This window comes from Nocardia citri (assembly GCF_054065835.1).
Map to the genome: position 1 here is coordinate 43,467 of NZ_JBSUQM010000007.1, position 13,607 is coordinate 57,073.

At 65.5% G+C, this 13,607-nt stretch carries 9 protein-coding genes; 6 read left to right on the plus strand and 3 right to left on the minus strand.

Features of this window, described 5'->3' with window-relative positions:
- Positions 1–113: 113 nt before the first annotated feature.
- Positions 114–1,034, plus strand: a complete 921-nt coding sequence (locus tag ACW2Q0_RS12880) for a hypothetical protein (protein ID WP_457189605.1) — start codon at positions 114–116, stop codon at positions 1,032–1,034.
- Between the two features lie 19 nt (positions 1,035–1,053).
- Positions 1,054–6,537 carry a DEAD/DEAH box helicase gene (locus ACW2Q0_RS12885; protein ID WP_457189607.1) on the plus strand — a complete coding sequence of 1,828 codons (5,484 nt, stop codon included), beginning with the start codon at positions 1,054–1,056 and terminating at the stop codon, positions 6,535–6,537.
- A 512-nt stretch (positions 6,538–7,049) separates the two neighbouring features.
- Here ACW2Q0_RS12885 and ACW2Q0_RS12890 read toward each other — a convergent pair.
- Positions 7,050–8,063: a Gfo/Idh/MocA family protein gene (locus ACW2Q0_RS12890; protein ID WP_457189609.1), complete on the minus strand. Its 1,014-nt coding sequence runs from the start codon at positions 8,061–8,063 to the stop codon at positions 7,050–7,052.
- 27 nt (positions 8,064–8,090) lie between these two features.
- Positions 8,091–9,095, minus strand: coding sequence for a LacI family DNA-binding transcriptional regulator (locus tag ACW2Q0_RS12895; protein WP_457189611.1), 1,005 nt, complete (start codon positions 9,093–9,095; stop codon positions 8,091–8,093).
- A 260-nt stretch (positions 9,096–9,355) separates the two neighbouring features.
- Between ACW2Q0_RS12895 and ACW2Q0_RS12900 the strand changes: the two genes are divergently transcribed.
- Positions 9,356–10,273 (plus strand): TIM barrel protein, encoded by a 918-nt coding sequence (locus ACW2Q0_RS12900; protein ID WP_457189613.1) that lies wholly within the window; start codon positions 9,356–9,358, stop codon positions 10,271–10,273.
- A gap of 218 nt (positions 10,274–10,491) precedes the next feature.
- Positions 10,492–12,348 (plus strand): 3D-(3,5/4)-trihydroxycyclohexane-1,2-dione acylhydrolase (decyclizing), encoded by a 1,857-nt coding sequence (gene iolD, locus ACW2Q0_RS12905; RefSeq protein ID WP_457189615.1) that lies wholly within the window; start codon positions 10,492–10,494, stop codon positions 12,346–12,348.
- An 18-nt stretch (positions 12,349–12,366) separates the two neighbouring features.
- Here the strand turns inward: iolD and ACW2Q0_RS12910 are convergent, their stop codons facing one another.
- Positions 12,367–12,495 carry a hypothetical protein gene (locus ACW2Q0_RS12910; RefSeq protein ID WP_457189617.1) on the minus strand — a complete coding sequence of 43 codons (129 nt, stop codon included), beginning with the start codon at positions 12,493–12,495 and terminating at the stop codon, positions 12,367–12,369.
- Positions 12,496–12,518: 23 nt separating this feature from the next.
- Between ACW2Q0_RS12910 and ACW2Q0_RS12915 the strand changes: the two genes are divergently transcribed.
- The gene (locus ACW2Q0_RS12915; RefSeq protein ID WP_457189619.1) at positions 12,519–12,752 is read left to right on the plus strand and encodes a hypothetical protein; all 234 of its coding nucleotides are present in this window, start codon (positions 12,519–12,521) and stop codon (positions 12,750–12,752) included.
- A 387-nt stretch (positions 12,753–13,139) separates the two neighbouring features.
- A complete protein-coding gene (locus tag ACW2Q0_RS12920; protein ID WP_040693519.1) occupies positions 13,140–13,343 on the plus strand; it encodes a cold-shock protein in 204 nt (67 codons plus the stop codon).
- Positions 13,344–13,607: the final 264 nt, after the last annotated feature.

Genomic DNA, 13,607 nt, shown 5'->3' on the forward strand with positions numbered 1-13,607 from the left:
AGCCTTTCAACCTCTGGGTGCCGACGGCCGTCGCGTCTGGGGCGAAGCCGTTGTCTCGGTGCGATCTACCGATCGGCTGTGGGCGCTCTACGTCAGTGCCTGGGAGCGTGCGAATGGACGCTGACCTGTTGGTGACATGGATGAGCGAGGTGGGCTCCGGCGATATCCGTGATCTTCGCCAGCGTATCGCCTGGGCGGCCCGAGCTGCCGACCGAAGCCCGAAGTCGTACGAGACAGGACGATGGCTGCGGGACGTGTCCGCTCTCGGCCATGCCGAGATCTGCTGGCAGGGCGGTACCTGGGCGGTCGCACCCGCCGTTGCGACCCTGCTCCCCGCGACAGGCGGTACAGCGGTGCTCGCCGGAAGTCGGCGGGTCGGCCTCGTCGAGCGGCTGGAAGAGCTTGCAGCCGTACATGTCGAACGCCCTGCGATCAATCATGACGGACCCTTGCCCGTCCCGTCATCGGTCTTCGTGCAGTCGGACAGTGTCGAGGAACTGCGCGCATCGCTGGCGGAAGAGGATGTCGAGTACGTCGGATGCGCCGCTCGGAGCATTGCAATAGGTCTTCGTCAGATCGCTCATGGGCCGCCTGCCGCACCTCCCGTGCGAGGCGAAGCGGTCGAGCATCTTACCTCACACGGAGACGAGGTCAGGTTCCACTCTGGCTTGCCCACCGGTGACGGACTGTGCCGGATGTCGGTCTATGGGCGGCCGAGCTACCGCTACCGCTCGAACGGCAGTTGGTACCACACAGACCATGCCACCGGCATTTTGCTCGACCGCGCCGACCGCGGCATCAACGTCTTCCGCTGGAGGCCGGAGCGCGTGGCGGACGGCGAAGAGATCGGCACGGCGTTCATCGATCGGAGCGCACCGCTGCCGCCGTTGCAAGCCCGCGCGTTAGTGCTTTGCAGCGGGCTGGCTACGCAATTCAGCGACCGCGCGCGTACTGCGATCTTCCGCAATGTCCCCAAGGGCATTGCCCTGCTGGTGGCAGAGTCCATCCGCCAAGAGATGTCCATTCTTACTTGAGAACACGCCGGAGGTATTGATGGTTCCCCTCGAAGACGAGGTGCGCCGCGGTCTTGACGTTGTAGGCACCTTCGACCGGCTTCGGGAAGCGTACTTCCGATACTACGACACGCCGTTCGGGCTGACCGACGAGCGGCTGCAACGAGAGCGGCGTGGGCTCTTCGACCGTGACAACGGCGCGTTCCGCCTGCCGCTCATCGAACTGCGGCCGGAGTACGTCAACACGGGGCGGACGCTCGCCGAGTCTGCAGCCTCCGCTGGCGCGCCGCCTGAACTCGCCGACTTCGCCAGCTGCGGACTGATCCCGCCTGGGCGTTCGCTATACATCCACCAAGAGCACGCTCTCAGCGCTGGCCAGACGCCAGGTCGGAATGTGATCGTCACGGCTGGTACAGGGTCAGGGAAGACCGAGTCGTTCCTCCTCCCCGTTCTGGGGTCTCTCCTCGCAGAGTCTGCTACCTGGGGCGGGGGACCGGCGCCGTTCGATCCGTGGTGGCGCGCCTCTGGCTCGGACTTCGCCTCGCAGCGCAACGGCGAGACTGGTCGGCCTAAGGCAGTGCGCGCCCTGATTCTCTACCCGATGAACGCCCTGGTCGACGACCAGCTAATGCGAATGCGCCGAGCATTGGATAGCGACGCCGCCCGCACCTGGCTCGACACCCACCGCCGTGGACACCGCTTTTACTTCGGTCGCTACACCGGGGCGACTCCCGTCACCGGCCATCGGACGACTGAGACCGCATTGGAACGCCTGCGTGACGTACTCATCGCGTCCGAACAGCGCGGCGTACGCGCCGCACAGGTAGCCGCCGAGAACGGTAATGACGACGTCCGCTATTTCGTGCCTCGGCTCGACGGTGCGGAGATGCGCTCGCGGTGGGACATGGCCGACGCCCCACCAGACGTCCTAGTCAGCAACTACTCGATGCTCAACGTGATGCTGCTGCGTGACCGGGACAGCCACTTCTTCGCCTCGACGCGGGCCTGGCTCGATGCCAGCCCTGATCACCGCTTCACCCTGGTCGTCGACGAGTTGCACATGTACCGCGGGACCGCTGGCACCGAGGTCGCCTACCTGCTCCGGAATCTCAAGCAGCGGCTGGCATTGACCGAACGGCCAGAGCAACTGCGAATCCTCGCGGCCTCAGCCTCGATCGATGCCGAACGTGACCAGCAGTACCTCGAGGAGTTCTTCGGGGTCGATGCCTCCAGCTTTGATTTTGTACCAGGCAGCCTCGCGATGCCCACCTCAGCGGTGGTGGGAACTGCCGCGCATGTCTCGGCCCTGCGCGGTGCTGAGGGTGACTTGGCAGGTGACATCGCACGACACGAGGGTCTAACGGACACGCTCCGCCGAGCCTTCCTCGATGAGGACGAGGACGGTATCAAGAAGGCGGTGGCGCGGTCGCTGAGCGATCTTGCGGAGCGGGTCTTCCCCGACGTGGCATCCGGCGAGGCCGAGAGCGCACTCACGAAAGCGCTCTCTGCGCTGGCCGCTGCCCCGCTAGACACCGACCCTAAGGTGCGTGCTCACTACTTCTTCCGCAACGTGCCGGGGGTCTGGGCGTGCAGCGATCCCAACTGCTCTGCGGTGCCAACGGACGAGGAGCCACGGCCCGTCGGTCGGTTGTATTCTGAGCCCACTACCCGTTGCAGCTGTGGTGCCCGGGTCTTGGAGTTGCTCTACTGCCAGAACTGCGGGGACGTGCTCCTCGGCGGCTTCACGCCCGAGGGACAGGCACACTGGAGGCGGGTTAACACGCTGCTCCTGGCCGACGTGCCCGAGCTCGCCAAGCTGCCGGATCAGGTCCGGTTGGAACGCACGGCGAACAACTACCTTGTGTACTGGCCGAACCCGGCTACGGGCCTCGAAGCGCTCGACCACAGCGAGTGGAGTCGTGACAACAACCGCGTGCGCTATCAGTTCCGGCGGAGCGAGCTGACGCCGGCTACGGGCGGCATCCGCAACGTGGGAACCCAGGGTGGCCACACCGGCTGGACGTTCCACGCCTTCGTGCCACCTGAAGCGCGGACGCACCGCGATCCGGCGACGATCAGCCCGTTCCCGACCCAGTGCCCCTCGTGCGGCGACGATTGGGAGATCCAGTATGGAAGGGGAGGGCAGCGGCTCCCCCACACTGACCCGCTTACCCAGCGCTCACCGATCCGCGGCATGCGGACCGGCTTCGAGAAGATCAACCAGGTCCTGACGACTGAGCTCGCCACCAACCTTGCGGCCGATGATCGCAAGCTCATCCTGTTCACCGACAGCCGTCAGGATGCCGCCAAGCTGTCGTCAGGCCTCGGCCTCCGCCACTACCAGGACCTCCTGCGTCTGCTGCTCCACAGCCAGACGGCAGCGCTAGGCGACGCCTCGGCCGACGTGGACCTTGCGCGGGCACACTTCGTCGACCGAGCACGGTCCGCCGAGTCCTGGGCAGCGGTGGGTCGACTTGAGAAGCGCGATGCCGTTGTGTTCGGCCAGCTGCGTGACATATGGGATGAGCGCCCTGGTACTAGCCTTGCTGATGAGCCTGCTCTCAGCGCCCGATTGGACAGAGGACCCAGCATCGCTGCGTCGTCTGGAGCCATCGCCGCGCACCTGCTCAGCATGGGGCTGAACCCTGGCGGGCCACACGCCAGTCTGGAGTTCACCTCTAACGGACGGAAGTGGACCAGCCTGTATGACTGGGACCTCACCCCGCCCGAACCTCGCGCCAATCTGTCGGTGGAGCAGGAGGCGCTTCGGGCCGACATCAACCACTCTCTCCTTGAGGAAGTTCTTGAGGGCCTCTTCTCGGGTGCCGGCCGCGACTTCGAATCGCTCGGGCTCGGCTGGCTCGCCCTTGGCGACGACAGCGACGCGATCGATATATCACCCGTTTCCGATCTGGCCTACACCCGTGCCAGCCTGCGCGTCCTGGCGGGCCTCCGTCGATTCGACGGGCTTCGGCCGCCCCGCCCCGAGCCGCCACGCCAACTGCGCAACTTTTGGCGCGCCATCGAGCGCGAGGGCGGCCCGAGCGAGGCCGAGCTGCGCGGCATCTTCCTGGCTAGCTGTGGTACCACCGTCCGGGACTACCTGATCGATCCGGACCGCGTCATCTTGCGTCGCGCTGGCGGGATCGGCTGGGAATGCCGAACCTGCGGCCGTTTGCATCTGTCCCGGGCCTGCGGCTACTGCACGCATTGCGGGCGCAACCTGTCGGCGGACGGCGTACCCATCCAACCCGAGAGCGACTACTACGGCTGGAAGGCCGTCCGGAACGCCGGGCGGTTTCGCTTCAACTGCGAGGAGCTCACCGGCCAGACCGACCGCATCGATGCGCAAGCGCGTCAGGCTCGCTTCCAGGGCGTCTTCCTCAGCACGGGCCAGCACACCGAAGTGCCGTTGGCTGACGGCATAGACCTCCTGAGCGTGACGACAACGATGGAAGCTGGTGTCGACATCGGCGCGTTGTCAGCGGTCGTGCTTGGCAACATGCCGCCGACGCGATTCAACTATCAACAACGTGTCGGACGAGCCGGGCGTCGCGGCAATCCAGTCGCCATCGCGCTCACCGTCTGCCGGGGTCGGAGCCACGACGAGTACTACTTCGACCAGCCCGACCGCATCACGAATGACCCGACGCCGGAGCCCTACCTCGCGGTGGATCGTCGCGAGATCTTCGGTAGGTCGCTCCGCTCCGAGGCCTTGCGTCTGGCCATGCCCGAGGTGGAGAAGGCGACCATCGCCGCGGGCGGGGAGTTCACCCCGACCGTCAACGTCCATGGGGCCTTCGGCCTCGTGGCGGACTGGGCGGACGCCCGACCTCACCTTGAGCAATGGCTGCGCAACAACCGTGACCTGATGCGACGCACGGCGGCCGCGCTTGCCAACCGGACGCCGCTGGCGGCAGACGCAGCTGCGCTCGCGGACGATTGCATCGCCGAATTCCCAGCCCTTATCAACCGTGCAGCCGGCCCCGGCGCAGTGGGACACAGCGAACTTAGCCAGCGGCTCGCGGAGCACGGCGTCCTGCCGATGTTTGGCTTCCCCACCAGCGTTCGATACCTCTATCTCAGGCGTCCGTTCCAGTCGTACCCCTGGCCACCTGCCGACGTCATCGACCGAGACCTTGCAACGGCGGCCAGTCAGTTCGCCCCGATGGGCGAGGTGGTGCGCGACGGGCAGGTGCACACGGCTGTGGGCGTGGCTGCGTTCGAACCGATCGGCCGCCGCCCACAGCACCCGTCGATGGACGCCCTCGGCATCGACCGAGCCATCTACCTCTGCCGGTCGTGCTCCTTCCTATCCGACGAGGACCTCGGCGACATCGCGACCTGCCCGCAATGCGGCTACGGCCCCGACGGGTTTGGCCGGATGCGGCTCCGCGAACCCCTGGGTTTCCGTGCTGCTGGCCAGCGAGACTTTGATGGGAACTTCTCGTGGTCACCGCGTGCGATGGCTGCGCGCGCTCTCGCCGACCTGGGGCAGCTCCACCAGATGAGCCTGGCCTCTATGTCCGCCTACAGCGGTCCGGGGCGTCGGTTCGTGATAAACGACAACGGAGGCAATCTCTTCCGTTTCAAGGCCGCCGCGCCCAACCGCCATGACTGGGGCGGCTACGTCGCCGTCGAGGCGGTCGAGAAGGGGCTGCTCCCGCCGACGGTTGTCGTCGGAGACCCGTTAGAGGTCGCGCTCGGTGCCGTGCAGCCCACGGACTTCCTCTTCGTCGGTCCGCAGACTGGCACGCTCCCAAGCCAGGGGTTGCGGTTAAACTTCTGGGCAGGGCTTCAGCCCAATGGCGTCACTGAGCTGACCGACGGGCGGCGCGCCGCCTGGTACTCCTTCGCGTTCCTGTTGCGCAAGGTCGCAGCGGCCGAGCTCGACATCGAGCCCCTCGAACTCGTCGCAGGCATCTATGCGGGACTGGCCGACAACAACGAGCCCGCTCCGTACGCGTTCATCGCCGACACGCTCGAGAATGGCGCGGGCTTCGCCACGCACCTCGGTCGTGTCGACGTACTGGCAACCCTTATTGAAGCGGTCGAGCGGTACCTCGGCCGCCTGGCGGAGGACGACCACGCCACTGTGTGCTCCGCATCCTGCTACAAGTGCCTGCGCGACTACGGGAACATGTCGTACCACGCGCTCCTCGACTGGCGTCTGGCACGCGACCTGCTCCATGTGCTCCAGAAAGGTCAACTCATTGTGGACGAACAGCGACTGCACGCCGCGCTGGCGGCGTGGGCGCATGGCTACCGCGCCACTGTGCTAACTAGCATCCCTGGCGCTGCCCGGTTCCGGCACCCGCGGCTTGGCGACCACGTGGTGATCGTCCGCCACGCCCTGGAGGCATCTGAAGGCAATTTCATGACTGAACGTCTGGCCGAAGCGCTCGCCCAAGTCGAGCTTGAGGAAGAGGGTATCGGTGGCATCATCTTCGTCGACGACATCACGCTCGACCGTGATCCCGGGAGGGTGTTCCAACTCTGCGACTCGATAGGCGGCAGCGTGTAAGCCAGACGAGCATCGGGGGTGGTTAGCTTGGCCACCCCCGACTGGCACCTCCCACTGGGGGGACCCAGGGCTTACTTGGCCTATCACTATTGGTGTTCTATGACTAATCCGATATCTTTTGCGGTACAACAGGTTCGTGAGCAGGCGTCGGTTTGTGCGGTTCGAAGCTGCGGAGGCGAACCGGCATGGGCGGTATCCGGGGGTGTTCGGGCTGGTCAATGGATTGGCGCGGGCGGGGGGTTGGCGGGAGAGCAGAAGCGGTTTCGGCGGGTCAACAATGATTGGTACAACGCCAATCTTGTTGATCCGAGTGAGGTGGATCCTGCGGCCGTGCGGTGTATCCAGGAGCGGCGTCATGGTTCAAGGCGGCAGCTGTGGGGATGATCGGACGGGTGGACGGGGTATCTCGCGATCCTTGACGCGCATGGCGTGGGGTGGGTGCGGTTGGATTCCGATGCGCCAGGGGAGATCGTGTACGAGGATTCGAATCAGGTGGTTGCGGCGCGGGCCGGTCAGCGGCGGACTTCGGCCACGGCAACCGGCCGATTTTCGTGTCGCGAAAGTTCGCACGCCTCAGCGATATAGAACGCTTCGAGTGCGTCCGCGGGTGTGCAGGGGTTGGCGAGTTCGCCGGATACGACCGTGCAGAACGCGGCGAGTTCGTCGGCGTACGCCCGACGGAAGCGTTCCATGAATCCGGGGTACGCGGGCAAACCCGAAGGGACGTAGTCGGGTTCGACGGAACTCAAAGGGACGCGGTCGTCGAGGCCGACGATGGCATTCCCGAGGGAGCCGAGGATTTCCAGGCGGACGTCGTAGCCTGCGCCGTTGTAGCGGCCGAGCGAGACGGTTGCGAGGGTGTCATCGTCGAGCCGTAACAACACAGATGCGGTGTCTACATCCCCAGCGTCGGCGAAGAGTTGCTCGCCTCGATTGGCGCCAGCAGCGTAGACCTCAACTATCTCGCGCCCGGTAACCCAGCGGATTATGTCGAAATCGTGGACTCCGCAGTCGCGGAATATGCCTCCGGAGCGGGGGATGTATTCGGCGGGTGGGGGTGATGGATCCAACGTGGTCGCACGCACGGTGTGCAGCCAACCGAGGGAACCGGAGGCGAGGGCGGCTCGGGCCGCGCGGTAGCCGGCGTCGAAGCGGCGTTGAAAGCCGATTTGGACCGGGATGGTGGAGTTTTCGAGGTGGGTGATGACGTCGAGGGTGCCTTGGATGTCGGCGGCCACCGGCTTTTCGCAGAAGACGGGGATGCCTGCGTCTACGGCGCGGATGATCAGTTCGGGGTGGGAGTCGGTGGCCGTGGCGATGATCAGGCCGTCGAGTGGGGTGGCGAAGAGGGCGTCGATGTCGGGGACGGCTTGGACGCCTAGTTTGGCGGCGGCGGCGTTGGCGCGTTCGGCGTCGGCGTCGGCGACGATGACGGTGTCGACGCCGGGCAGGTGTTTCAGCGTTTCGGCGTGGGAGGTGCCGATACGGCCGACGCCGGCAAGGCCCACGGTGAGTGCAGTTGTCATCGGCGCTCCTTCTGGTGAAATAGCGGTTCAGTTGCGTGGTGGCGCGGTTGTCGCGCGCACCACCAGGGTGGGTTCCAGACGGCGCCGTACCGGTTCGGTGCGGCCGTCGCGCAGTCGTTCGATGAGTGCTTCGATTGCCAACCGGCCCATCTGAATTCGCGGTTGATCGATGGTGGTCAAAGACAGATGTCGCAGCGCGGCCAGCGATGTGTTGTCGTAGCCGACGACCGAAACATGATGCGGCACCGAAAGTCCGGCCTGCTCCAGCGCCGACATCGCGCCGACGGCATTGAAGTCGTTGCCGCACACCAGTGCGGTCGGAAAGTTGTCGCGGGAAAACAGGTTCAGCAGTTTCTGGATGGCGGCGATACCCGCCGAGTCGGTGTGCTCGCTGGCGATGATCATGGGCTCCAACCCATTTCGTGCCATCGCGGTGCGGTAACCGCGACGGCGTGACGCAGCGGTGAAGGCCCCGCCGCCGTCGAGATGCACGATCCGGCGGTGGCCGAGGCAGACCAGATGATCCACGGCGAGTGCGGCGCCGATCTCGCCGTCGTCATTGACGGTATCGACATCGGCAATGGTCGAGGTGCGTGATACGAGCACGATCGGACACTTCTCGGCGGCGTCGCGGATGGCCGCCGCCGGCAGTACGGGTGAGAGCAGGATGATGCCGCCGGGGCGGAAGGACAGCAAGCTTTCGAGGGCGTTGCGTTCACGGGCGGCGCTGCGGCGCCCGGTATTGAGGATCAACTCCAGGCCCGCGTCCTGCGCGGCCGCGTCCATACCTTCCACCACATCCGCGAAGAACGCATTGCGCAGGTCGGAGACTGTGATGCCGATGATGTTGGAGGTCCGGCTGGCCAGCGACCGCGCCATGATGTGCGGCTGATAGCCGAGATCTTTCGCGGCCGCGAGCACCGCGCGGCGGCGATGTTCGCTGACCTTGGGGGAGTTGCGCATGACGAGCGAGACCAGTGCGCGGGACACCCCGGCGCGGGCGGCGACGTCCTCCATGGTCGGTCGCGCCATATCGCCTCCGTTCCGCGTCCACCGTGCTCCCGCAGTGTCGGACGTTACAAGCTCGATGCCGGGCAATCAATAGAGCGCTCTAATCCGACATTGTTCCCATTTCGAGCGCCGGGCATTTCCGCTGGAAGTTCCAGTTTTCGCAGGTAGTAGCGATGAGGAAGCGGTCGATGTAGTACTTGACACGCTATGACCTACGTTACATAGTTGGAGCGCTCCAATAGCGCAAATCGTCGATAGACAACGAAGGTCGGAGAGCCTGGATGACCCAACTTCGCGATCCGCTGCGCATCGCGGCCGCGCCGATCTCCTGGGGAGTGTGCGAAGTCCCCGGTTGGGGGCACGTACTCGACGCGCGGACCGTCCTCACGGAGATGGTTGCCCTCGGCATCTGCGCGACGGAACTGGGCCCGCCCGGCTATCTGCCGCGCGATCCAGCCGAATTGCGGTCGCTGCTCGATGATTTCGACGTCACCGTGGTCGGTGGCTTCCTCGCCCTGCCACTGCATCGAGACCCGAACCGGACAATCGAGATAGCCCGTGAGAATGCCGCGCTATTCGCCGCGACGGGCGCCGAAGTGATTGTCCTCGCAGCCGCGACCGGACTCGACGGATACGACACCCGCCCAGCGCTTTCCGACGAGCAATGGCGGACCCTCGTCGAAACCGCCACTGCCATCCGGGATGTCGCCGCCGAATTCGGACTGCGCACCACCCTGCATCCCCATGTCGGCACGTACGTCGAGCGCGAAGCCGAAGTCGACAGGTTCCTGGCCGATTCCGATCTCGACCTTTGCCTGGATACCGGCCACCTGGTGATCGGCGGCACCGATCCGGTGCGCCTGGCGCGGCGCTATCCGGATCGCATCGGACACATCCATCTCAAAGATGTGCGCAGTGCGCTCGCCGACCGAGTACGCAGCGGCGCAATGGAATACAGCGACGCCGTCCGCCGCGGAATCTATGTCCCGCTCGGCGCCGGCGATATCGACATCGAGGCCCTGGTGCGCAGCGTGCACGCCGCCGGCTACCGCGGCTGGTACGTCATCGAACAGGACACGGCATTGCACCCCGACGATTCGGCCGCACTGCCGAGCCGCGACGCCGCCCGCAGTCTGAACCACCTTGCGGGCATAGGTGCCGCGCTGGGCCCGGCCCGATCTTCTCGGGCCCGAATCTAGAGGGAAGTGATGGCAACGATGTCGCTGGCAATACGCACGGGATGGTGGCGGCGATCGCGCCGAGTGCTGCCGTGGCCGCCCGCCTCCACCCGCCTCCGCCGCGTGTACCGGTCCGGGTGCGGACGTGCCCGCCTCGACCGATTCCCCGGTGGCGCGAGGCAAATCGGTGGTGCGGAATTGGACGCCTTGCAGCATGAATTGCAGCGCCTGGTGACGCCGTGAAGCTGACAACCGCGCAAGCACTCGTCGGCTGGCTGGTCGCCCAGCATTCGGAGACCTTCGACGGTCGCGAAATCCCCTTGTTCCCAGCCGCTTTCGCGATATTCGGGCACGGCAATGTGCTCGGTCTCGGCACCGCATTGTCCGAGCGCCGCGATGAACTCCCGGTCTGGCGTGGGCATACCGAGCAGGGGATGGCACTGGCGGCCATCGGCCTGGCCAAGGCGACTCACCGTCGTCAGGTCGGAATCGCGACCTCCTCGATCGGTCCCGGCGCGCTGAATATGGTGACCGCCGCCGGTGTCGCCCATGCGAATCGTCTTCCGCTGCTGCTGCTTCCGGGGGACACCTTCACCAGCCGCGCACCGGATCCGGTACTGCAACAAGTCGAACACTTCGGCGACCCGACCGTTACCGTCAACGACGCGTTCCGCGCGGTGAGCCGCTACTTCGACCGCATCACCCGACCGGAGCAACTCATCGCCACCCTGCCCCAAGCGGCTCGCGTCCTCACCGATGCCGCCGATGTGGGCCCGGTGACGTTGGCGCTGCCGCAGGACGTGCAGGCCGAGACCTACGATTTTCCGGAGGCGCTGTTCGCGCCGGTAGTGCATCGAATCACGCGTTCGCGCCCGGACTCTCGGATTCTGGCGGAGGCGGTGAACCTACTGCGATCGGCGCGGCGTCCGCTGCTGGTCCTCGGCGGCGGTGTGCGCTATTCGGGCGCGGGCCGGCTGGTGCTCGAATTTGCGGAGCGGCACGGCATTCCGATAACCGAAACGACGGCTGGCCGCACCCTCGTGCCGCACAACCACCCGTTGTATGCCGGTCCGCTCGGCATTACCGGCTCGGCCTCGGCCAATGCCGCTGCCGCACAAGCGGATCTGTTGTTGGCCATCGGCACCCGACTGCAGGACTTCACCACCGCGTCCTGGACCGTCTTCGCGCCTGACGTCCGGTTGATCACCATCAATACGGCCCGTTTCGACGCGGTGAAGCACGGCGCGCTCGCGGTGGTGGGTGATGCCGAGGCGACGGTGCGGGAATTGGCTGCGCGCCTAACGAATTGGCAGGTCGATGCCGCGTGGTCCGGCCGCGCGGAAGGGCTTCGCACCACCTGGGACGCCCACATCGACAAGCTGCGTGCGCCGACACCGGGCATTCCGAGCTACGCCCAAATCGTCGGCGTCGTCAATGACTCGAGCGCACCGGACGACTATGTCATGACCGCCGCGGGCGGCCTGCCCGGCGAGTTGATCGGCGGCTGGCGGGCCACCGGCACCGTGCCGACCATGGACGTCGAGTACGGATTCTCCTGCATGGGTTATGAACTCGCTGGCGCCTGGGGTGCGGCCATGGCGCATGTGCACGGTCTGGTCACCACCATGCTCGGCGACGGCTCCTATCTGATGCTCAATTCCGAACTGTTCTCCGCGGCCTTCGCGGGCCACCGCTTCGTCGCGGTTGTTTGCGATAACGACGGCTACGCGGTGATCGCCCGGCTCCAGGAGGGGCAGGGCGGTGACCCGTTCAATAACTTCTACGCGGACTGCCGCACCAACCATGCGCAACCACCGCGCGCCGACTTCGCAAGTCACGCAAGATCATTGGGCTGCGCGGTATTCACCGCGGCCGATCTGACCGAGTTCCGTGACGCGTACGCGCGGGCTCGGACCGCGGCTCTGAGTGAGTCCCGCCCTGCCGTCGTGGTCGTGCGCACCCAGCCGTCCGTATGGACCGATGCGGGCGCGTGGTGGGAGGTCGGGGTGCCGGAATACCTGGCGGGTCATGCGGCATACGACGAAGCAAAGGCGGCGCAGGTGCGTTATCTGAACAGCGCCGAATCAGCCGAGTAGCCTGCGTGCGCGGCCGCCTCAGCCGATGCCGAGGTCGTCGCCTTCGCGCCATCGCGGGATCCGGAACGATCGCGGCGGTTCCGCGCCGATGCGCTCGATCTCGAGATCGTCTAGGTAACGCCGTGCGCCTGCGTCGCGCGCGGCCACGGCATCGCCATTCGCATACTCGCGTGAATGAACTTGTCCCGCAGCCTTTCACGATCCTGAGCCGGGTAGTACTCGATATCGCGGGCACCATCGATGAATCGACGGCGCCGGGCGTGAAATTCCACCGATACGTCGGCATGGGTCAGGATGACCACGGCATCTGGACCACACGCGGCGGCGACAAGATCGGCTGGTTCTCGGAGCCGGACGGCAATGTCCTATCGCTCACGAAATTTGCGGACGGCCCCTGCGCATAGGACACTTGGTCACGGTCGCATAACTGAAAACCGACCACGTAGTGCGCCGCCGAGTCCGAAGTCACGGATTTTCTTCACGAATTCTTAGGTTCGGTCCGGCCGCTGCGGTGATCTTGGTTGCTGGGGTTCCAGCCACGTCGCGCGGATAGCCGAAAGTGTGCGCTGACCGGCCGATCCATCCGCTGCGACAGCTTTTGATCAGGGTAGCCAGACCTTAGCAGCCCGCTGTTGCGTCCGGGGCCACAGTGCTGCGCCAACGTCGTTTTGCTCACATTTACCACTGCTGGATGTAGCCTGATTCGTCGGATGATGGCATTGTTGAACGCGAGATCGGGCTCATCAAAGTGATCTGCCCGGCTCGCCAACAGGAAGTAAGAAGTAAAGAACATGGCTCAAGGCAGTGTGAAGTGGTTCAACAGCGAGAAGGGCTTCGGCTTTATCGCTCAAGACGGAGGCGGCCCTGACGTCTTCGTGCATTACTCGGCCGTTTCCGGCTCGGGTTTCCGGTCCCTCGAAGAGGGCCAGCGCGTGGAGTTCGAGATCGGCCAGGGCCAGAAGGGTCCGCAGGCCCAGGACGTCCGCGCTATCTGATTCAAGCGTGACTTAAGAGGCTCGCACCCGGCAGGGGTGCGGGCCTCTCGTCTTTTCGAAGGGATATCTTTTCGGGGATATTCAGACGCTCTTGGTGAAGGTTTCATAGGTGACCGTGGGGGAGCGCATCACCGAGCTGATCTCATAGCCGGGCAGGGCGCCGAGATCGTCATAGAGTGGCTCAAACGCCTCGCCGCGGGCGGACTACTCAGTCGCGAGGACACCCGTCCCGGTCAGGAGGCCGAATACCGACTCACCGAGCCC